We start from the raw sequence: 18,952 nt of genomic DNA on the forward strand, positions 1-18,952 counted from the left end.
GTTTGGCTAGAGGAGGCACGTGTGGCTCAGGACGGTTTCCGTGACCGTGTGCGCACCTGGCTGGCGGACAACCTGCCGCCGGAACTGCGGGGGCTGGGCGGCCCGGGTCGGGAGCACGAGGCCTTCGACGAACGCGTCGAGTGGGAACGGCGGCTCGCCGCGGCGGGCTGGACCTGCGTCGGCTGGCCTGCCGAGCACGGCGGGCAGGGCGCGACGCTGGACCAGCAGGTCGTCTTCCACGAGGAGTACGCGCGAGCGGGCGCACCGGCACGGGTGAGTCATCTGGCCCAGGAACTCTTGGGCCCGACCCTGATCGCCTTCGGCACGCCCGAACAGCGGAAGCGGTTCCTGCCGCCGATCGTGGCCGTCGACGAACTGTGGTGCCAGGGCTATTCCGAACCCGGCGCCGGATCCGATCTCGCCGCCGTGTCGACCACAGCGACCCTCGAAGGTGACGAATGGGTGCTGAACGGCCAGAAGGTGTGGACGTCGCTCGCGCACGTGGCCGACTGGTGCTTCGTCCTCGCCAGGACCGAACCCGGCTCGAAACGCCACAAAGGACTGTCCTATTTGCTCGTCCCGATGCGGCAGCCCGGGGTCGAGGTCCGCCCGATCCGGCAGCTCACCGGGACCTCGGAGTTCAACGAGGTCTTCTTCGACGGCGCCCGCACGGGCAAGAACATGGTCGTCGGCGAACCCGGTGACGGCTGGCGGGTCGCCATGGGCACGCTCGCCTTCGAGCGCGGCGTCGCGACGCTCGGCCAGCAGGTCGGCTTCCGCCGGGAACTCGAAGAACTCACCAGGATCGCGCCGGACGACCCGGTGATCGCCGAGCGGATCGACCGCGCGTGGGTCGGCCTGGAAGTCATGCGGGCGCAGGCGATCCGCACCCTGGGCGACTCTTCACCCGGCGTGGCCGAAGTGTCCAAACTGGTCTGGGCGAACTGGCACCGGGACCTGGGTGAGCTCGCGATGCTCGTCCGCGGCGCGCGGGGCATGCTCGCGGAAGACGGACTCGACCCCTGGCAACGGCTTTTCCTCTTCACCCGGGCCGACACGATCTACGGCGGCTCCAACGAGATCCAGCGCAACGTCATCGCCGAGCGGGTGCTCGGCCTTCCCCGAGAGGTGCGACCGTGATTCCGGTGCCGAAGTACCCCGAGGGGGCGAATCTCCTGCGGGACAAGGTGGTCGTGGTGACGGCGGCGGCCGGCACCGGGATCGGTTCCGCCGTGGCGAAACGCGCGCTTGAAGAGGGCGCCCGGGTCGTGATCAGCGACTGGCACGAGCGACGCCTGGGAGAAAAGGCGGCCGAACTCGGTGACGTCCACGCGATTCCCTGTGACGTCACGCAGGAAGACCAAGTGCAGGAGCTCATCGACGGCGCGGCCGCACACTACGGCCGGATCGACGTGCTCGTCAACAATGCCGGTCTCGGCGGCACCAAGTCCATTGTGGACATGACCGACGAGGAATGGTCGCGGGTCATCGACGTGACCCTCAACGGCACCTTCCGTGCGACGCGGGCGGCGGTGAACCGGTTCATCGCGCAGGGCGACGGCGGGGTGATCGTCAACAACGCGTCCGTGATCGGCTGGCGCGCGCAAGCCGGGCAAGCGCACTACGCCGCCGCGAAGGCGGGCGTCATGGCGCTCACCCGCTGCGCCGCCGTCGACGTCGCCGAACACGGCATCCGGGTCAACGCCGTCGCGCCGAGCCTGGCGATGCATCCCTTCCTGGCCAAGGTGACCAGCGAGGAACTGCTCACCGAACTCACCGCCCGCGAGGTCTCGGGGAGGGCGGCGGAACCCTGGGAAGTGGCGAATGTGATGGTGTTCCTCGCCAGTGAGTACTCGTCGTACCTCACCGGCGAGGTCGTGTCCGTGAGTTCCCAGCATGCGTGAGGTTCCGATGAAAGCCAGCCCAGGGTCCCGCCGCGCCGAACTGCTCGCCCTCGCGGCGAAGCTGTTCGCCGAGCGCGGCTACGTGTCCACCACCGTGCGGGACATCGCGGACGCGGCGGGAATCCTTTCGGGCAGCCTCTACCACCACTTCGACTCGAAGGAGTCGATGGCCGACGAGATCCTCACCGGATTCCTCGACGAACTCTTCGGCGCCTACGCCGAGATCGTCGCGGAAGGCCGAGGCCCGCGGGAAACGCTCGAAGCCGTCGTCGTGGCGTCGTTCGAATCCATTCACCGGCGGCCCGCCGAGGTGGCGATCTACCAGTCCGAGGCGAAGCATCTGATGCAGTTGCCGCGGTTCGACTACCTCAACGACCGCAACACCGAATTCCGCAAACTGTGGAACGCGATCCTCACCGACGGCATCGCGGCGGGCGTGTTCCGCGAGGACCTCGACGTCGAGCTCACCTACCGGTTCATCCGCGACACCGTCTGGGTGGCGGTGCGCTGGTACAACCCCGACGGATCGCTGAGCGCCGACGACGTCGCGCAGCAGTACCTCGGGATCCTGCTGGACGGTATCGCGACGAAGACAAGGAAACGCCGTGGCTGAAGCTTACGTACTGGACGCGGTCCGGACCCCGGCCGGCAAACGCGGGGGAGCGCTCAGCGGCGTCCACTCAGCCGACCTCGGCGCCCACGTCATCCAGGCCGTCGTCGACCGATCGGGGGTCGAGGCCGACCTGGTCGACGACGTCATCCTCGGCTGCTGCGACACGCTCGGACCGCAGTCCGGGAACATCGCGCGGACGGCGTGGCTCGCGGCGGGGTTCGGGCACCACGTGCCGGGCGTGACGATCGACCGGCAATGCGGTTCGAGCCAGCAGGCCGTGCATTTCGCCGCGCAGGCGGTGCTGTCCGGGACGATGGACCTCGTCCTCGCGGGCGGCGTGCAGAACATGAGCGCGATCCCGATCAGCGCGGCGATGCTGGCCGGGCGCGAGTACGGCTTCGAAGACCCGTTCTCCGGCTCGAAGGGCTGGCAGGAGCGGTACGGCAGCGTCGAGGTCTCGCAGTTCCGCAGCGCCGACATGATCGCCGAGCACTGGGACCTGACCCGCGAGGCGATGGAGGAGTTCGCCTACCGCAGCCATCGACGCGCGATCGCGGCCATCGACGAAGGCCGGTTCGCCGCCGAGATCGCGCCGTTCGCCGGTGCCGGCCTGGACGAGGGGCCCAGGCGCGACACCACCCTGGAACGGATGGCCGGGCTGAAGCCGCTGAGCGAAGGTTCGCGCATCACCGCGGCCGTGGCCAGCCAGATCTCGGACGGCGCCAGCGCGACGCTCATCGCGTCGGAGAAGTTCGTCGAGGAGCACGGCCTCACCCCGCGCGCCAGGATCCACCACCTTTCGGTGCGGGCGGCCGATCCGGTGTGGATGCTGACCGGGCCGATCCCGGCGACCGCCCACGCGCTGCGGAAGACCGGGCTGAGCATCGAGGACATCGACCTGTTCGAGGTCAACGAGGCGTTCGCGAGCGTCGTCCTGGCGTGGATCGAGGAGATGGGCGCCGATCCGGATCGCGTCAACGTCAACGGCGGCGGCATCGCGCTCGGCCACCCCATCGGGGCGACCGGGACGAAACTGTTCGCGACCCTGCTGCACGAACTCGAACGGCGCGGCGGGCGCTACGGGTTGCAGACGATGTGCGAAGGCGGCGGGACGGCGAACGTCACGATCATCGAGCGGCTTTGACGCCCCACACGACGAGGGCAGCGGCGCTGAAGGCCGCGCCGAGCAGGCAGACCCCGGTCCAGCCCGCGACCGCGTAGACGGCTGTCGAGCCGATGGCTCCCACGCCGCTGCCGACGGAGTAGAAGATCATGTACCCGCCGATCAGCCTGCTGCCGGCGTCCGGCCGGAGCGGGTAGATCAACGTCTGGCTCGTGACGTGCACGGCCTGGACGGCCAGGTCGAGCAGGATGGCGCCCGCCGCCAAGGCCCACAGTGACACGCGCGTGAAACCCAGGGGCACCCACGAGATGAGGAGCAGTCCGAGCGCGAGCCCGGTCGTCCACTGCGCGCGGCCGCGGTCCGCGAGCCGTCCGGCGGGTGCCGCCGCCAGCGCGCCCGCCGCCCCCGCCAGCCCGAACGCGCCGATGGCGGTGTGCGACAGGCCGTCCTCGCTGAGCGGCAGGGCGACGGAACTCCACAGGGTCCCGAACGCGGCGAAGATCAGCAGCGCGAGCGTCCCGCGCGTCCGGAAGACCGGTTCCTCGGCGAAAAGCGACAGCGTGGAACGCAGCAACCGCCGGTAGGTCAGGCCGCTTCCGGCGGGCGCCGAGGCGGGCAGCACGCGGTACAGCACGATCGCGATCAGCACCGTGACGGCGGCGGACACCACGTACACCGCGCGCCAGCCGGCGAGGTCGGCCAGCGTCCCGGAAACCGTGCGCGCGAGCAGGATCCCGAGGACGACCCCGGTCGTCACGAGCCCGACCACGCGTCCGCGTCCGGCCGGATCCGCCAGTGAGGCGGCGAACGCGACCAGGAGCTGGGTCACCACCGCGAGCACACCGATCGACGCCATCCCGGCGAACAGCACCAGGCCGTTCGCGGCGGTCGCGGCCACCAGTTCGGCGACCGCGAGCAGCGTCAGCAGCCCGGCGACGAGACGCCGTCGTTCGAGCAGGTCGCCGAGCGGGACCAGCAGGAACAGGCCCAGGCCGTAACCGAGCTGTGTGAGCGTGACGATGCCGCCCACGGTCGACGCGGCGATCCCGAGGTCGGCGCCCATCGTGACGAGCAGGGGCTGGGCGAAGTAGATCGTGGCGACGGCCGTCCCGGCGGCCACGGCGAACAACAGGACGACTCCGAGACGCACGGTCCCTCCAAGTGGTTTCAACTTGATACCACCCGGACGGTAGAGCACTCCGGTTGTAAGATGCAACCATGGTGAAGCGGACGACGTTCGACGAAGCTCCGTGCCCGGTGGCGCGCTCGCTCGACACGATCGGCGACTGGTGGTCACTCCTGATCGTGCGCGACGCCTTCGACGGCGTCCGCCGCTTCGGTGAGTTCCAGCGCGGCCTGGGCGTCGCGAAGAACATCCTGTCCGCCCGGTTGCGGGCGCTCGTCGGGCACGGGGTGCTCGACGTGGTCCCGGCTTCGGACGGGAGCACCTACAGCGAGTACGTCCTGACGGCGAAGGGACGCGACCTGTTCCCGGTGATCGTCGCGCTGCGGCAATGGGGCGAGGCGCATTTCTTCGCCGAGGGGGAGGCGCGTTCGGAACTGGTGGACCGTGACGGCGGACTTCCGTTGCGGGCGCTGGAAGTCCGCGCCTCCGACGGGCGTCCGGTCGGTCCGGACGACACTGTGGTCGTGAAGGCGCAGGCGTAGTGCGCGAGCGATGCTGCGACCCCGCACTCGCGTGCTCAAAGACGGAACTCGCGTGTTTGGAGCCGTGACTCGCGTGTTTGGAGACGGAACTCGCGAGTTACGGCTCCAAACACGCGAGTTCCGTCCCTGATCACGCGAGTCACGTCTCTGGGCACGTGAGTCACGAGTTCATGGATCGGGGCCCTCCCGGGTGAGTCAAGCCTGGAAGGGCCCCGACCGGATGCGGGGAGCGGGAAAGGGCGGTTCCGACGGAGCCCGAATCACCGTCGGTCTCGGATCCTCCCGGTCTCCCCAGGGGGTGGCGGTGGGTGCGGAGGCCCAGCTACCCACCGCCACCTGAGGGGACCGCGGCCGCCGCGCGCGGCCCCGGTCCGGTCGCGAACCCGGGTCACCCGGCGGGAACGCGAGCCCAGGGCATCTCCTCCTGCGCGGGTACGGCCGCGGTCGGGGTGTCGGACAGGAAGTCCCGCTCGAACGGGGCGAGGACGTCCTCCCCGATCGGCGTCGACTCCCCGAGACCGGCGGCGAACGACGGCTCCGCCGCGGGAGCGGGAGCGGGGAACACCGGCCCGGGCACCGGCAGCCGCCGGTCGAGTTCGGCGGTCCAGTGGATCATCGCCTTCGGCCGGTCCCAGCCCGCCGCGCCGATCAGCCTGCCCTCGCGGACGAAACCGGTGACACCGTCGGAAAGTTCGATCGTGTCCTTGCCCAGCGACGGCATCCCGACCGTCTGCAGGCGCGCGTCGTACAGGGACGACCAGGCGCGGGGGAGCGGTGTGTACGGCCGCGCGTTGCCCCGGCCCAGCATCAGGCTTTCCGCCGCCGCGCGCCCGGATTCGACACCGTTCATCCAGTGCTCGACCCGGCGCGGGGTCTCGTCGATCCGCAGGTTCGGCCACTTCGCGACGTCGCCGGCGACGACGACGTCCTCCGCTCCTTCGGCGAACAGCGTCGCTTCGCACAGGACGCCGTCGTCGATGGTCAGCTCCGAGCCGCGCAGCCAGTCCACGGCGGGCACACTGCCGATCGAGAGCACCACGCAGCTGGCCACCAGGAACTGGTTGTTGGTCAGGTGCAGCCCGACCGTCTCCTTGGTGCTGATCCAGTTCCGCACCTCGGTGTTCATCGCCAGCTTGGCCCGATGGTGCTGGTGTTCCTTCGTGAGCGCCGACGCGATCCGCTCCCCGAAGCGGTGCAAAGGCGCCTTCGCGTGGCCGATGAGCGTGACGTCGCGGCCCATGTGCCGCATGGACGCGGCGAACTCGTTCCCGATCAGGCCGCTGCCGATCACCACGACGGATTTGTTGCTGTTCCCCAAGGCCCGCCGGACGGCCAGCGAATCCTCCACGGTGCGCAGCACACGGACCCTCGGGTCGTGGCGCGGCGAGCCGGGGAGATGCCGCGGGTGGACGCCGGTCGCGATGATCAAACCGTCGTACCACAGGGATTCCCCACCGGGCAGGTGCACGGTGCGTTCCTTGCTGTCGAGCCAGGTCGCCCGGGTGCCGAGCCGCCAGTGGACGTCCAGGTCGAGGTACGGCTCCAGGCTCGCCGCCACCGGTTTCACCCCGCCGGTGATGAGTTCCTTCGACACCATCGGCCGGTGGTACGGCTTCCGCGGCTCGTCGCCGACCAGCACGATCTCACCGTCGAACCCGAGTTCCCGCAGGCGTTCCGCGGACCGGAGCCCGGCGACGCCCGCACCGACGATGACGATCCGGTCTCCGTCACTCATCGTCGTACGCTCCTTCTCCCTTGACTCTGATGGCCTGTTTCGGGCAGAGCCTGGCCGCGGAAATGGCCTGGTCCAGGCCGTCCCGGTCGACCATCCGGCGGATGCGGAGCTTGCCGTCCGGCCCGATCTTGAACGTCGCGGGCGCCTCCATCTCGCAGAAGCCGAAGATCTCGCACCGCTCGTTGTCGACGCTGACCCGAGTGCCGCGCCGTACGCTTCCGAAGATCATTTTCTTTTCTCCCAGTCGTTTCGTGCGGCGCTCAGACCAGTTCTTCGACCAGGCCCAGCCGTTCCAGGTACCGGGTGGGCGTGAACCTCAGCGCGGTCAGCAGCAGCGCGGGGACCAGCAGCGTGATCCCGCCGAACCACAGGAGACCGAGGTGCCCGTTGGCGATGGCCCCGAAGAAGGAATGCAGTGCCGTGATCGCGACCGCCGGATAGGCGAGCCGGTGGATCCACAGAAAGCGCCGGTAGGAACTGAACCGGCTGATCCCGCCGGTCAGCGCGATGGCGATCATGACCTCGAGCCCGATGACGCCGAGTTCGTGCCGCGCGAGCGTGCCCGGCAGGAGCGGGACCGTGATCTGCGCCCACGTGAACCCGTCGGGCAGGAACAGGAACGACATCGCGTGCACGACACCGAACGACAGCGCCAGGATGCCGAGCACCATATGCGAGTTGCGCAGGGCCTTCCGCCCGGTCAGCGACTTGATCCAGCCGGTCGCGGTGAGCACGCCCCAGCACAGGGTCAGGCACATGAAGCCGTAGGAGATCCGGGCCGAGGTCTGCGCCATGCCTTTGATGCCGGGGTCCGTGTTCGATTTCTGGGTCAGGACGATCACCACCTCGGACCACTGGTCATACATTGATCTCTCCTGGGGCACTGGGAACCGGCTCCGGTTCGGCGGCGGCCGCGCGTTTGCGGGTCCGGGTGTTCTTGGCTCGCAGGGTCCGGACGGCGAAGAACAGTCCGCCGCCGAGCGCGACCGCGAGCAGCAGGCCGAGGGCGAGGTCGCCGAAACCGACGTCCGTCGCGGCGTTGGCGTTGTTCGACTGCGGCACCGGCGCTTCCGGCATCAGCGAATGGTCGACGACGCCGGTGCTCTCCAGCAGGGTCATGTGCCGCAGCACCGCCTGGTTGGCCGTGGTGGCGTAGTCGCGCACGACGTCGTTGCGGGTGCCGGCCCGGACCTGGGCGATGATGGGGAACAGGATGCCGTGCGCGTACCGGAGCCGGTTGGCGAAGATCCGGTCGAACTCGGTGTCGTCGCGGGCGGCCTTCATCTCGCCGAGCCAGGCGGACTGCTGATCCGACGGCTCGGTCGGCAGCGTGATGCCGAACCGGTCGGCGATGGCGTGCGTCGCGGTGTCGAGCCTGCCGTGGTCGATCATCAGTGTCCGGCCGACTTCGCGGACGCGTTCGCTCTTGCCGCGTTCCTGCGCCCACATCCCGGCGGGCATTTCCCACAACCCGGCCAGTTTGACGTTGACGATCAGGTTCCTGTCCGCCGCGGACAGTTGCTGGGCACGCGCGTCGCCGACGGGGCCGAGCAGGGTCACCGCGGCCGCGATCAGCAGGGCGATCAGGGGACGGAAGAATCGGGGGTGATCAGATGCCGAGGTCATCGGCCTGCCAGGTGTCCGCGGTGAGCAGCACTTTCGTGCCGTCCGGTTTGACCGGGAACCACGCGTCGTCGACTCCCTGCCCGCCGGTGTTGCCGGGCATCGCGTCGTCGGCGTTGCGATAGAGCGGCCAGCCCGCGAGCGTGACCTGCTCGGTGCCGTCGTCCCTGGTCACGGTGCCGACCAGTGCGCGATCGATCCCCGTCACCACGAGATCGCCGCCCGCCTTGGCGGGAATCCAGGTGCGCGAACAGGTTTCGGCGCAGTTCGACTTGGGCGGATCGACCGTGTCCTTGTCGTAGCGGTAAAGCGTGAATCCGTTGGTGTCGGTGACGATCGGTCCGAGGTCGAACAGGATCGCCGCCGTGACACCAGGAGCCGGTACGGCCGCCGGGTCGGGCATGCCCGGGATCTGTGCCGCGCCGGCGGCGGGGGCGGCGCCCGGGGTGCCGTTCGGTCCCGCGGTACCGGTGGTGCAGGCCGAGGTCAGCGCGATCGCGGACAGGGTCAGGGTCAGGGGTATGACCGAGCGTGACACGGGGTTCACGGAAATCCTCCTGTCGGGGCCAGAGGAGTGTGTGCAGGCAGGTTTAAGTACACTGTGGACAGTCATGATCCACAGTGGATTCGGCGCCGCGGGGGACAACGCCGGGTCGGGGTCTTCGGTAGGGGATACGGTCACGAGTCGGGAACGGTTCAAAAAACTTTCCCGCGCGGAGAATCCGGTACCGAACGGTTTTGGTACTGGACTTATCGCCCCTGATCGCACAAAGATGTGCCGCGTGGGACGCCACTCTCGGATACTGCAGCCAATTGTCGATCATGAACCCGTGTCGAACGGGCATGACGACCTCATCAGGGCGTTGTACCAGGAGTTCGGGTCGAGCCTGATGGCGTTCGTGCTGAAGCTGACCGGTCACGATCGCCAGTGGGCCGAGGACGTGGTCCAGGAGACGCTCATCAAGGCGTGGCGCAACGCCGGCAAGCTCGACCGGCAGCCGGAGATGCTGCGCGCCTGGCTGTTCACCGTGGCCAGGCGCATCGTCATCGACGGCTGGCGGAGCCGCAGCGCCCGCCCTCAAGAGGTGGAGGAACTGGAGTCGGATTCGATCGGAGTGCCGGACGAATCGGAGAAGACGCTCGCGGCCATGATCGTCTACGAGGCCCTGCGCAATCTTTCCCCGGAACAACGCGAGGCCGTGCAGCAGACCTACCTGCGTGACCGGACCGTGAACGAGGTCGCGGCGACGCTCGGGGTTCCGCCCGGTACGGTGAAATCGCGGATCCACCACGCTGTGCGCGCGCTGCGCAGGGCGCTGCAGGAGCGGGGGTGAGCGAGGTGTCCGGAGCGCCGCACACGGATATCGCCGCCTACGTGCTCGGCGTCCTCGGCGAGGAGGATCACGTCAGGTTCGAGGCGCATCTGCTGGAATGTCCCGAATGTCAGGTCGAACTGGTGGAGATGTACCACCTGCCCGACATCCTGGACATGGTCAAGAAGAGCTGGCCGGATCCGCCCGTGAAAGGGCCGGGGCCGCGCGTGCTGCGGATGCTGCTCGCGGACGCCGCCAAGGCGAACCGCCGCCGCCGGATCATCCGGCTCGCGACGGCCGCCGCCGTCTTCGTGCTCGTCGTCGGCGGACCGCTCGCCGTCTTCGCGCTCACGAATCGTGAACCGGTCATCACACAGGCCGCGCCCTCGATCATCACCTCGGTGGTGCAGCCCCCGCCGTCGACGAGGGAAGCGGGACCGGACGGCGGCGCCGCCCCGTTCGGCTGGTCCGAGGCGGGCAACGCGGTCGCCGCCGAGGTCACGGTCCAGGACAAGGAGTGGGGCAGCGCCGTCGAGCTCGAATTGCGCGGCCTCGTCGGGCCGATGACCTGTCAGCTCTTCGCCTACTCTCACGCCGGGGACGCCTACGTCGTCAACAACTGGAGCGTGCCTGCGAAGGGCTACGGGGTTCCCGGTTCCCCGGATCCGCTCGTCATCACCGGTTCGACGGCGTTGCGGAAAGCCGACGTCGAACGTTTCGAGGTCCACAAACAGGACGGAACCGTGCTGGCCGTCGTGCGCCGGTGACCGTTTTCGATCTTTTTTTGAACCGGTTCCCGGCGGGAACCGTATTCACCAGTAACCGGATCGAAATCCGGTGAATGTGTAACTCATCCCGAGCCGGAGTTCTCGACGCGCCCGGAAACGAATGAGGTGCAAATCCATGGCACGAAATCAAGGGCACCACCGGGTCTCCTGTCGCGAATGACGCGCTGAGGGGCCACTTCCCACGTCCTCGGCTCACCCCGACGGCCGAGGCGGTTCAACGCCAAGTGTGCACCGGGCGAACAGAAAGGAAGATACTCCGGCCCGGCGGGTCCCCCCTACACCTCACCCACCCGCCGGGCCGGCCCACCCGAAATCGATCGGCACAACTGAAGAGACGCTCCGCAAGCGTTCACTCTAGCCCTGCCGGCGGCCTCCCCGACGAGGTCCGCCGGCAGGGTTCTTTTCGGTAGGTTGGCGGCATGGGTGAGCAGAAGGACCGCATGCTGAGCGGCGAGCTGTACCGGGACAACGACCCCGAACTGGTCGCGGACCGCAGGCGGGCACAGGCCCTTGTGGACCGTTTCAACGGAACGGGCGCCGAGGAGACCGGTGAGCGGGACACGATCCTGCGTGAGCTGCTGGGAAAACTCGGTGAAGGTTCCTGGATCATGCCGCGGTTCCAGTGCGACTACGGCTATCTGATCGAGATCGGCGCCAACAGCTTCCTCAACTACGACGCGATCCTCCTCGACTGCGCGCCGATCAAGATCGGCTCCGACTGCTCGATCGGCCCGCGCTGTCAGCTGCTGACCGCGTTGCATCCCATGGAGGACCACGAACTGCGGCGGCAGCGCTGGGAATCGGCCGCGCCGATCACCATCGGGAACAACGTCTGGTTCGGCGGCGGTGTCATCGTCTGCGCCGGGGTGACCATCGGGGACGACACCGTGGTGGGCGCGGGCAGCGTCGTCACGCGGGACCTGCCGTCGAAGGTGTTCGCCGCGGGCAACCCGGCCCGCGTCATCCGGGAGCTGTAGAGGCTCACCGGTCCACCGGCGTGATCCGGGTGCGCCTGCTGTGCTCGAAGACCATGGAGGTGCGCACGTCGGCCACCTCCGGGCGCTCGGTCAGCTTGTCGATCACGAAGGCGTAGAGGGCGTCGTTGTCGGGGACCGCGACGTGCAGGATGAAGTCCTCGGTCCCGGTGGTCACGTAGAGCCCGACGAGGTCCGGCAGCGCGTTGACCCAGTTCCGGAAGCCTTCGATGTTCCGCCGCGAGGGCGGGCGCACCCGCACCGCGATGAGCGCCTGCACTCCGCGGCCGATCGAGGGCAGGTCGACGTCCAGCAGCGCGCCGCGGATCACGCCGCGTTCCCGCAGGGCGCGGGTGCGATCCAGCGCCGTGGTCGGCGAAACCCCCACGGCGGCGGCCACCTCGCGGTTGGTCTTCCGTGCATCCGACTGCAATTGCGCCAGGATCGCCTTATCAAGTTCGTCCAGTCGCGCCATCTCGGACCTTCCGCCGTATTAAGTACGAACGCGGTGGACTGTACCCGTATGTCTCCTTAGCTTGACCTTGTTCATCCGTTGAAGTGAGCAGGAGACCAGCTGAATGTCCGAGCACGGTACGGCCATCGGGTTCGCCCCCGACGAGATCGACTTCACCGCGTCCACGCGATCCGCCCGGCTGAAATGGGTCATCGTGGTCAACAGCGAGCTGCCGCCCGGCCGCGCGGTCAACGCGGCCGTCTGCACCGCCGTCGCCACCGCGAAGGCCGTGTCCGGTCTCCTCGGTGACGAAGCGGTCGACGCCGACGGCGAGCGCTACACGGGTCTCCCGTGGACGGGCTGCTCGATTCTGTCGGCCGATACCGAGAAGCTGCGCGCCGTCCGCGCCAAGGCCGCCGCCTCGCCGGACTGCCACGTCGCCGACATGCCCGCCGTCGCCCAGCAGATCCGGGTCTACGACGACTTCCTCGCGACGATGAAGGAGATCCCGACCGAGGAGATGGGCTACTGCGCGATCGGCGTCGTCGGACCGCGCAACCGGATCGACAAGCTGGTCGGGAAGCTGCCCCTGATGGCGTGAGGTTCAGCCGTCGAGCAGGTCCCGCAGCGCTTCGGTGAACTGTGCGGGATTGCGCTGCGGAGCCAGATGCGCCCCGGGCATCTCCGTGAACGGCAAGCCCAGCTCCAGCGCGAGGACCTTCGCGGGCTGGTAGTGGTAGTGCCCGCGGCTGCCGACACCCGCGACGGGGAAGATCTCGGTCCTGGACCTCCGCAGCGCCCGCAGATCCGGCAGGTAGTCGAGGATCTCGGCCAGCTCGCGGCCGAACAGCCGCTTCCAGTCCTCCTCGTTCGGCAGCCGGATCGCGCGGAGTTCGGGCAGCGCGGCGCCGGCGATGCCGTCGGTGAAGCGTTTGAACGCCCCCATCAGGTCACCCGCCTGCGCGAGCCGCACCTGCGCGTTGGCCTCGTCGAGCCATCCGAGCGCGTCCGGGAGCAGCTGGACGGCGGGTGGTTCGTGCGCGACCAGGACGCTCGCCGCGTCGGGGTAGCGGGCGACGAGGTCGAGGCCGATCAGGGCGCCCGCGCTGGTCCCGAACACGCTCGCGGGCCCGCCGCCGACGTGCTGGAGGACGGCGTGGGCGTCGTCGGCCTGCTTCGGCACGCTGACCGGTCCGGTACTGGTGTCGGTGCTGCGGAAGTGGCCGCGCCGGTCGTAGGTGACGACGGTGTGGTCGTCGGCGAGCAGCTTCGTCATCGCCCGGAAGGTGTCCGCCGAGCCCAGCCCACCGGCGATCAGGAGCAGAAGCGGCCCTTCGCCGGTACTGCGGACGTACAGCTCACCGTCCTCGACCGGACAACGACTCTCCGAGATCATGGCCGAAGTCAAGCACAGCGCGCTCGGTCCTTCACTCGGAGCCCAGCCGCCGCAGGGCCTCGGCGGCGTCGGCCACGATCGTCTCGATCAGCTCGCCGACCGCGGGCAGGTCGTCGAGCAGGCCGACGACCTGCCCGGACGCCAGCACACCGGCGCTCCGATCGCCCTCGACCAGCCCGGCGCGCAGCAACATCGGCGTGTTGGCGGCCATCAGCACCTGCGACCACGTCCGGTCGCCGCCGCGTTTCATCCGCAGCCCTTCGGTGGCCAGCGAACGCCACGAGAGCCCGCTCAGCTTCCGGAACCTCGCGGCGTTGCGGACGGACCTGGCGAGCCCGCTCACCGGCCCGGCGGATTCGAGCGCGTCGACCAGTTCCGTCCGCAGGACGCGGTGCGGCATCCCGTCCACCTTGCGGGTGACGACGGTGCCGTTGAGGTCGCGGGCGAGGTACGCCTGCTTGATCTCGTCGGGGACGGTGCTTTCCTTCGTCAGGAGGAACCGGGTGCCCATGGCGACCCCGGCCGCCCCGTAGGCCAGCGCGGCGGCCAGCCCCCGGCCGTCGAAGAAGCCGCCCGCCGCGACCACCGGGATGTCGACGGCGTCCAGTACGGACGGCAGCAGCAGCGTCGTCGCGACCCCGCCGGTGTGCCCGCCGCCCTCGCCGCCCTGCACGATGACGGCGTCGGCGCCCCAGCCCGCGACCTTCTCCGCGTGCCTGGCCGCGCCGACCGAGGGCACGACGAGGACGCCGTTGTCCTTCAGCCGCGCGATCATGTCCTTCTTCGGCGCGAGCGCGAAGGAAGCGACCCTGACTTCCTCGGTGATGAGCAGTTCGACCCGGCGCCCGGCGTCTTCCGCGTCCGCCCGGAGGTTGACCCCGAACGGCCGCGAGGTGCGGCTCTTGACCTCCTTGATCGCCGCCGCCAGCTCGTCGTACGTCATCGTCGCGGACGCGAGGATGCCGAGGCCGCCCGCTTCCGCCGTCGCGGACACCAGCCGCGGCCCGGCGACCCAGCCCATGCCGGTCTGCACGACCGGATGCCGGATGCCCGCCAGTGCGGTCAGCGCGGTCTTCACGACGGGACCTCCTTGTCCCGTGACGACTTCGGATCCAGACTGGTCCGGATCAGGAGCAGTTCGGACTCGGTCGGCAGCCGGGTTTCCGTGACGCCGTCGGTGATCAACGGGAACGACGTCGCCTCGACGACCTCGTCCACGGAAACCCCCGGGTGCACGGAAAGCAGCCTCGGCGCGTGGTCTTCGCCGCCGAAGTCCAGGACGCCGAGGTTGGTGACGACGCGGTGGACGTCGTGATGCCGCAAGCCCGCCTCGCGCGCCCTGGCGTACCCGACGCCGGACACGATGTCGACCCGATCGACGAAGACCCGCTTGCTGTGCCGCGGGACCCAGTAGCTCGTGCGGTGGTTGGCCGTGTTGCCCGGTCCGCCGCGCACCCCGAGAAGTTGTTTCTTGGGGCGGGAATGCTCGCCGATCGCCGAGATGTTCTGGTTGCCTTCGCCGTCGATCTGGTTGGCGCCCATCACGACGTGGCGTTTTCCGCGCGGTACCACGGTGTCGAGGACCTTGCGGAACGGCTGCCAGCCTTCGACGACGGCGTCGGGCGTCATCAGGTACGCCTCGCCGTCGGACAGCAGGATGTCCGGTTCGAACGTCAGCCTGGCGAGCCGGGCGCCCAGCGACGGGACGAAACCCATGGGACTCACCACGATCTCGCCGTCACCGCGGAACAACTCGGCGCAGGCGACGACCGCCACTTCGGCACGACTGATGTCACTCATGCGGACTCCCCGAATTCGGCGACGGCCTTCTGGTACCGCGCTTCGTCCCCGGACAGGAACCGGTCGACGAAGTCCGGCCACGCGTCCAGATCCTTGGCGGCCTGGGCGTAGTGACGCTGGAAGCGTTCGTCGCGCCCGTAGTCCGGGACGGCGGTGGTGAAATGCGCGCCGTTCGGTGTTTCGGCGACCCCGGTGACCAGCATCCGGCTCAGCAGCAGGCTCTGCGCCGGTCCCGCCTCGGCGAGCTCGGCCGTCTCCACGATCTTTTCCGTGGACACGTAACACTTTTCGGCCGCGAGCGCGAACAGCTCGTCGAAGTACGGATCCGGACCGAGGTACTGCGCGTTGCCCCGGGCGTCGGCGCGGTTGAGATGGACGAAAGCCGCGTCGAGGTTGAGCGCGGGCACCGCCAGCAGTTCCTCCGCGTCGTCGTACGGCGACCGGACGACGCGCAACGACGGGTTCAGGTCCATGACCCCGGAGCCGAGTCCCGCGCGCGTCGGCAGGAACGGAAGTCGTTGCGCGGCAGCGGAAAGGCCGGTCCCGAAAACGCCTTCGTCGTACTCGGTGACGGTGATCGCCCCGGATTCCCGCGCCCGCGAGAACCACGGGTCGTAGGGGATCGTGTCCAGGGTGACGAAGCCGAAGACGAGGTGCTTGATCTTGCCCGCCGACGCCAGCAGCCCGACGTCCGGACCGCCGTAGGAGACCACGGTGAGATCCTTGACCGGCGAACGCAGGATCGCGCGCACCAGCGCCATGGGCTTGCGCCGGGAGCCCCAGCCGCCGATCCCGATCGTCATGCCGTCTTCGAGTTCGCCGACGATCTCGTCCGGCGTCATCCGCTTGTCGGCCATCACTTCCCCTTACCGTCCAAGAACTCCTGGCGCGCGCCGTCCGAGACGCCCGCCAGGTTGAGTTCGAAGGTGAATCCCTGCTCGAAGCGGTAGCTGCGGTGCACGGGCTGGACGTCGATGCCGTTGATGGCCTGTTTCGCGGCGCGGATCACGCGGGTGTCCTTCGCCGCGATCCGCCGGGCGACGCCGAGCGCGGTCTCGTCGAGTTCGTCCCGCGAGACCACGGCGTAGACCGAACCGTGGTGGTGCAGCTGCGCCGCGGTGATCGTCGAAGCCGTGTAGTACAGCGCCCGCATCAGATGCTGGGGGACCAGCCGCGCGAGGTGGGTCGCCGCGCCCAGCGCGCCGCGATCGACCTCGGGGAGCCCGAAGGTGGCGTCCTCGCTGGCGACCACGACGTCCGCGTTGCCGACCAGGCCGACCCCGCCGCCGAGGCAGAAGCCTTGCACCGCGGCGATGACCGGGACCGCGCAGTCGTACACGGCGGAGAACGCCGCCGCGCAACCCTCGTTCGCGCCGATCAGCGCGCCGTAGCCGGGATCCCGCTGGATCTCCTTGATGTCGACGCCGGCGTTGAACCCGCGGCCCGCCGCGCGCAGCACCACGACATGGGTCGCGGGATCCCGCCCGGCGTCCGTGACGGCGGAAGCGAGGGCGAACCAGCCCTTCACGCTCAGCGCGTTCACCGGGGGCGCGTCGACCGTGACCACGGCGATGCCGGGCTCCGGTGAGTGGGTGGAAACGGTCATCTTGCACCCTTCTCGCTACCAAACCTAGCACTTGCTTGGTACGTTAGCAGGACGTCTCGTCCGGGTACAGCGACCGTGAAGGAGGACCGGCATGGCACTCGAACTCCGGCTCGACGGCGCCGTGGTGCTGGTGACCGGTGGGGTACGCGGCGTCGGCGCCGGTGTCACCAGGACTTTCCTGCGTGCCGGCGCCGAAGTCGTCACCTGTGCCCGCACCGAACCCGAGCGGCCGGTGCGCGCCGGGGACAAGGCGTCGGCGTTCATCTCGTGCGACGTCAGGGACCCGAAGGAGGTCGACGCGCTCATCGACGAGATCGTCCGGCGCCACGGCAGGCTCGACGTCGTGGTCAACAACGCGGGCGGTGCGCCGTACGCCGAGGTGGCGAACGCGTCGCCGAGGTTCCACGAGAAGATCGTCGCGCTGAACCTGCTGGCGCCGCTGACCGTCGCCCGCGCCGCGAACGCGGTCATGCAGCGCCAGGACGGCGGTGGCGTGATCGTGAACATCAGCAGTGTCAGCGCGACGAGACCTTCGCCGGGGACGGCGTCCTACGGCGCGGCGAAAGCGGGCCTGGACAACCTGACCGCGACGCTCGCCGTCGAGTGGGCGCCGAAGGTGCGGGTCAACGCGCTCGACGTCGGCATGGTGCGGACCGAACACTCGCATCTGCACTACGGCGACGAAGCGGGAGTCGCGGCCGTGGGCGCGACCGTCCCGTTGGGAAGGCTGGCCGAGCCGGACGAGATCGGTTCCTGCGCGGTGTTCCTGGCGTCTCCGCTGGCTTCCTACGTCAGCGGTGCCTGCCTGACCGTGCACGGCGGGGGAGAGCTGCCCGCTTTCCTCGCCGCCTCCAATTCCCAGGCAACAGAACGAAAGGAGCCGGTGTGAGCGGGATCGCCGACGGCCGGATCGTGGTGGTGACCGGAGCCGGACGAGGCATCGGACGGGCGCACGCGCTCGCGTTCGCCGCCGAGGGCGCGCGGGTGGTGGTGAACGACCTCGGCGCGGGCATCGACGGCAGCGGCGGATCGGCGGGCCCGGCCCAGGACGTCGTCGACGAGATCGAGGCGCTCGGCGGCAAGGCGGTGGCGAACACCGACGACATCGCGTCCTGGGACGGCGCCGCCGCGCTGGTGCGGACCGCCGTCGAAACCTTCGGCGGGCTGGACGTCCTGGTCAACAACGCGGGATTCCTGCGCGACCGGATGCTGGTCAACCTCGGCGAGGACGAATGGGACGCCGTCATCCGCGTCCACCTGAAAGGGCACTTCGCGCCGACGCGGCACGCCGCCGAGTACTGGCGTACGGAGGCCAAAGCGGGCCGGACACGGGCCGCGCGGGTGATCAACACCAGCTCCGGCGCCGGTCTGCTCGGCAGTGTCGGGCAGGGGAACTACTCGGCCGCGAAGTCCGGGATCCTCGGGCTCACGCTGGTCGCCGCGACCGAGCTCGCGCGCTACGGCGTCACCGTGAACGCGATCGCCCCGGCCGCTCGCACCCGGATGACCGAAGAGGCGTTCGCCGACGACATGGCCACCCCGGAGGACGGTTTCGACGCCATGGCACCGGAAAACGTGTCACCGCTGGTGGTGTGGCTCGGCAGCGAGGAGTCGTCCGGGGTGACCGGCCGGGTGTTCGAGGTCGACGGCGGACGCGTCTCGATCGCGCAGGGCTGGCGGCACGGAACGGTGCGGGACAAGGGATCGCGGTGGTCGCCCGCCGAACTCGGGCCGGTGGTGGCGGAGTTGCTGGCGGAGGCTCCCGCGCCTGAAAGTGTTTACGGAGCTTAGGTTTTCGCTACCGGGTCTTGAGTGGCAAGGCTGGTTCTACTGAGGGGCAGGGCAAAGGTGTCCTTTCGGATGCCAAGTCCGTGAAGGCCTCCTTGAGGGACTCTGGGTCCCTCAAGGAGGCCTTCACGGACCGGTGCTCGGCGGCGATGAGCGAGGTGAAGGGG

The 18,952-nt window shown here is 69.2% G+C and carries 23 protein-coding genes; 11 read left to right on the forward strand and 12 right to left on the reverse strand.

Annotated elements, in window-relative coordinates:
• Window positions 1–21 precede the first annotated feature (21 nt).
• Genes AB0N89_RS14010 through AB0N89_RS14025 form a run of 4 tightly spaced genes read left to right on the forward strand, consistent with a single transcriptional unit; the run spans window position 22 to window position 3,661 of the window.
• Complete coding sequence (locus AB0N89_RS14010; protein ID WP_364204340.1) at window positions 22–1,140, forward strand: acyl-CoA dehydrogenase family protein; 1,119 nt, start codon at window positions 22–24, stop codon at window positions 1,138–1,140.
• The gene (locus tag AB0N89_RS14015) at window positions 1,137–1,904 is read left to right on the forward strand and encodes an SDR family oxidoreductase (RefSeq protein ID WP_364204342.1); all 768 of its coding nucleotides are present in this window, start codon (window positions 1,137–1,139) and stop codon (window positions 1,902–1,904) included. Before AB0N89_RS14010 ends, AB0N89_RS14015 begins: the two co-directional genes overlap by 4 nt.
• Window positions 1,905–1,911: 7 nt before the next feature.
• A complete protein-coding gene (locus AB0N89_RS14020; RefSeq protein ID WP_364204343.1) occupies window positions 1,912–2,517 on the forward strand; it encodes a TetR/AcrR family transcriptional regulator in 606 nt (201 codons plus the stop codon).
• On the forward strand, window positions 2,510–3,661 hold the full coding sequence (locus AB0N89_RS14025) for an acetyl-CoA C-acetyltransferase (RefSeq protein ID WP_364204345.1): 1,152 nt from the start codon (window positions 2,510–2,512) through the stop codon (window positions 3,659–3,661). Before AB0N89_RS14020 ends, AB0N89_RS14025 begins: the two co-directional genes overlap by 8 nt.
• Here the strand turns inward: AB0N89_RS14025 and AB0N89_RS14030 are convergent.
• Window positions 3,645–4,790, reverse strand: a complete 1,146-nt coding sequence (locus tag AB0N89_RS14030; RefSeq protein WP_364204347.1) for an MFS transporter — start codon at window positions 4,788–4,790, stop codon at window positions 3,645–3,647. The genes AB0N89_RS14025 and AB0N89_RS14030 overlap by 17 nt on opposite strands.
• A gap of 68 nt (window positions 4,791–4,858) precedes the next feature.
• Here AB0N89_RS14030 and AB0N89_RS14035 point away from each other — a divergent pair, with 68 nt between their 5' ends.
• Complete coding sequence (locus AB0N89_RS14035; RefSeq protein WP_364204349.1) at window positions 4,859–5,308, forward strand: helix-turn-helix domain-containing protein; 450 nt, start codon at window positions 4,859–4,861, stop codon at window positions 5,306–5,308.
• Window positions 5,309–5,696: 388 nt separating this feature from the next.
• Here AB0N89_RS14035 and AB0N89_RS14040 read toward each other — a convergent pair whose 3' ends face one another.
• The 5 genes from AB0N89_RS14040 to AB0N89_RS14060 are packed head-to-tail and all read right to left on the reverse strand — an operon-like array spanning window position 5,697 to window position 9,213.
• Window positions 5,697–7,043: an NAD(P)/FAD-dependent oxidoreductase gene (locus AB0N89_RS14040; protein WP_364204351.1), complete on the reverse strand. Its 1,347-nt coding sequence runs from the start codon at window positions 7,041–7,043 to the stop codon at window positions 5,697–5,699.
• Window positions 7,036–7,272: a ferredoxin gene (locus AB0N89_RS14045; RefSeq protein WP_005164337.1), complete on the reverse strand. Its 237-nt coding sequence runs from the start codon at window positions 7,270–7,272 to the stop codon at window positions 7,036–7,038. The genes AB0N89_RS14040 and AB0N89_RS14045 overlap by 8 nt, the downstream gene beginning before the upstream one ends.
• Window positions 7,273–7,303: 31 nt before the next feature.
• Entirely contained in the window at window positions 7,304–7,909 is a 606-nt protein-coding gene (locus AB0N89_RS14050) for a ferric reductase-like transmembrane domain-containing protein (protein WP_364204353.1), read from the reverse strand.
• Entirely contained in the window at window positions 7,902–8,669 is a 768-nt protein-coding gene (locus tag AB0N89_RS14055) for a DUF4142 domain-containing protein (protein WP_364204355.1), read from the reverse strand. Before AB0N89_RS14055 ends, AB0N89_RS14050 begins: the two co-directional genes overlap by 8 nt.
• A complete protein-coding gene (locus tag AB0N89_RS14060) occupies window positions 8,653–9,213 on the reverse strand; it encodes a hypothetical protein (RefSeq protein WP_364204356.1) in 561 nt (186 codons plus the stop codon). Before AB0N89_RS14060 ends, AB0N89_RS14055 begins: the two co-directional genes overlap by 17 nt.
• Window positions 9,214–9,448: 235 nt before the next feature.
• On the opposite strand from AB0N89_RS14060, the gene AB0N89_RS14065 reads away from it, so the two are divergent.
• From AB0N89_RS14065 to AB0N89_RS14075, 3 genes are all read left to right on the forward strand, one after another.
• Entirely contained in the window at window positions 9,449–10,000 is a 552-nt protein-coding gene (locus tag AB0N89_RS14065) for a sigma-70 family RNA polymerase sigma factor (RefSeq protein WP_039919256.1), read from the forward strand.
• Window positions 9,997–10,746: a zf-HC2 domain-containing protein gene (locus tag AB0N89_RS14070; RefSeq protein ID WP_364204357.1), complete on the forward strand. Its 750-nt coding sequence runs from the start codon at window positions 9,997–9,999 to the stop codon at window positions 10,744–10,746. The genes AB0N89_RS14065 and AB0N89_RS14070 overlap by 4 nt, the downstream gene beginning before the upstream one ends.
• A 440-nt stretch (window positions 10,747–11,186) precedes the next feature.
• Window positions 11,187–11,744 (forward strand): sugar O-acetyltransferase, encoded by a 558-nt coding sequence (locus tag AB0N89_RS14075; protein WP_364204359.1) that lies wholly within the window; start codon window positions 11,187–11,189, stop codon window positions 11,742–11,744.
• A gap of 4 nt (window positions 11,745–11,748) precedes the next feature.
• Here the strand turns inward: AB0N89_RS14075 and AB0N89_RS14080 are convergent, their stop codons facing one another.
• Window positions 11,749–12,216, reverse strand: coding sequence for an Lrp/AsnC family transcriptional regulator (locus tag AB0N89_RS14080; RefSeq protein WP_364204361.1), 468 nt, complete (start codon window positions 12,214–12,216; stop codon window positions 11,749–11,751).
• A gap of 103 nt (window positions 12,217–12,319) precedes the next feature.
• Between AB0N89_RS14080 and AB0N89_RS14085 the strand changes: the two genes are divergently transcribed.
• Entirely contained in the window at window positions 12,320–12,796 is a 477-nt protein-coding gene (locus AB0N89_RS14085; RefSeq protein WP_364204363.1) for a DUF2000 domain-containing protein, read from the forward strand.
• A gap of 3 nt (window positions 12,797–12,799) precedes the next feature.
• On the opposite strand, the gene AB0N89_RS14090 is transcribed toward AB0N89_RS14085, so the two are convergent.
• Genes AB0N89_RS14090 through AB0N89_RS14110 form a run of 5 tightly spaced genes read right to left on the reverse strand, consistent with a single transcriptional unit; the run spans window position 12,800 to window position 16,997 of the window.
• Entirely contained in the window at window positions 12,800–13,591 is a 792-nt protein-coding gene (locus AB0N89_RS14090; protein WP_364204365.1) for an alpha/beta hydrolase, read from the reverse strand.
• A 31-nt stretch (window positions 13,592–13,622) separates the two neighbouring features.
• Window positions 13,623–14,669, reverse strand: coding sequence for a nitronate monooxygenase (locus AB0N89_RS14095; RefSeq protein WP_364204366.1), 1,047 nt, complete (start codon window positions 14,667–14,669; stop codon window positions 13,623–13,625).
• Window positions 14,666–15,391 (reverse strand): CoA-transferase, encoded by a 726-nt coding sequence (locus AB0N89_RS14100; RefSeq protein ID WP_364204368.1) that lies wholly within the window; start codon window positions 15,389–15,391, stop codon window positions 14,666–14,668. Before AB0N89_RS14100 ends, AB0N89_RS14095 begins: the two co-directional genes overlap by 4 nt.
• Window positions 15,388–16,248 carry a CoA-transferase gene (locus AB0N89_RS14105; RefSeq protein ID WP_364204370.1) on the reverse strand — a complete coding sequence of 287 codons (861 nt, stop codon included), beginning with the start codon at window positions 16,246–16,248 and terminating at the stop codon, window positions 15,388–15,390. Before AB0N89_RS14105 ends, AB0N89_RS14100 begins: the two co-directional genes overlap by 4 nt.
• Window positions 16,248–16,997: an enoyl-CoA hydratase family protein gene (locus AB0N89_RS14110; RefSeq protein ID WP_364204372.1), complete on the reverse strand. Its 750-nt coding sequence runs from the start codon at window positions 16,995–16,997 to the stop codon at window positions 16,248–16,250. The genes AB0N89_RS14105 and AB0N89_RS14110 overlap by 1 nt, the downstream gene beginning before the upstream one ends.
• Window positions 16,998–17,088: 91 nt before the next feature.
• On the opposite strand from AB0N89_RS14110, the gene AB0N89_RS14115 reads away from it, so the two are divergent.
• Both AB0N89_RS14115 and AB0N89_RS14120 read left to right on the forward strand, forming a co-directional pair.
• The gene (locus tag AB0N89_RS14115) at window positions 17,089–17,886 is read left to right on the forward strand and encodes an SDR family oxidoreductase (protein ID WP_364204373.1); all 798 of its coding nucleotides are present in this window, start codon (window positions 17,089–17,091) and stop codon (window positions 17,884–17,886) included.
• The gene (locus AB0N89_RS14120) at window positions 17,883–18,788 is read left to right on the forward strand and encodes an SDR family oxidoreductase (RefSeq protein ID WP_364204375.1); all 906 of its coding nucleotides are present in this window, start codon (window positions 17,883–17,885) and stop codon (window positions 18,786–18,788) included. The genes AB0N89_RS14115 and AB0N89_RS14120 overlap by 4 nt, the downstream gene beginning before the upstream one ends.
• The last annotated feature ends 164 nt before the right edge of the window (window positions 18,789–18,952 follow it).

This window comes from Amycolatopsis sp. NPDC089917, from assembly GCF_040684635.1.
In the GTDB taxonomy this organism is placed as follows: domain Bacteria; phylum Actinomycetota; class Actinomycetes; order Mycobacteriales; family Pseudonocardiaceae; genus Amycolatopsis.

Bases quoted from the DNA above. Each gene is read 5' to 3' on its own strand.
- AB0N89_RS14020 (WP_364204343.1), top strand. From the start codon at position 1,912: ATGAAAGCCAGCCCAGGGTCCCGCCGCGCCGAACTGCTCGCCCTCGCG.
- AB0N89_RS14035 (WP_364204349.1), top strand. From the start codon at position 4,859: ATGGTGAAGCGGACGACGTTCGACGAAGCTCCGTGCCCGGTGGCGCGC.
- AB0N89_RS14040 (WP_364204351.1), bottom strand. From the start codon at position 7,043: ATGAGTGACGGAGACCGGATCGTCATCGTCGGTGCGGGCGTCGCCGGG.
- AB0N89_RS14045 (WP_005164337.1), bottom strand. From the start codon at position 7,272: ATGATCTTCGGAAGCGTACGGCGCGGCACTCGGGTCAGCGTCGACAAC.
- AB0N89_RS14050 (WP_364204353.1), bottom strand. From the start codon at position 7,909: ATGTATGACCAGTGGTCCGAGGTGGTGATCGTCCTGACCCAGAAATCG.
- AB0N89_RS14055 (WP_364204355.1), bottom strand. From the start codon at position 8,669: ATGACCTCGGCATCTGATCACCCCCGATTCTTCCGTCCCCTGATCGCC.
- AB0N89_RS14075 (WP_364204359.1), top strand. From the start codon at position 11,187: ATGGGTGAGCAGAAGGACCGCATGCTGAGCGGCGAGCTGTACCGGGAC.
- AB0N89_RS14080 (WP_364204361.1), bottom strand. From the start codon at position 12,216: ATGGCGCGACTGGACGAACTTGATAAGGCGATCCTGGCGCAATTGCAG.
- AB0N89_RS14085 (WP_364204363.1), top strand. From the start codon at position 12,320: ATGTCCGAGCACGGTACGGCCATCGGGTTCGCCCCCGACGAGATCGAC.
- AB0N89_RS14090 (WP_364204365.1), bottom strand. From the start codon at position 13,591: ATGATCTCGGAGAGTCGTTGTCCGGTCGAGGACGGTGAGCTGTACGTC.
- AB0N89_RS14100 (WP_364204368.1), bottom strand. From the start codon at position 15,391: ATGAGTGACATCAGTCGTGCCGAAGTGGCGGTCGTCGCCTGCGCCGAG.
- AB0N89_RS14105 (WP_364204370.1), bottom strand. From the start codon at position 16,248: ATGGCCGACAAGCGGATGACGCCGGACGAGATCGTCGGCGAACTCGAA.
- AB0N89_RS14110 (WP_364204372.1), bottom strand. From the start codon at position 16,997: ATGACCGTTTCCACCCACTCACCGGAGCCCGGCATCGCCGTGGTCACG.
- AB0N89_RS14115 (WP_364204373.1), top strand. From the start codon at position 17,089: ATGGCACTCGAACTCCGGCTCGACGGCGCCGTGGTGCTGGTGACCGGT.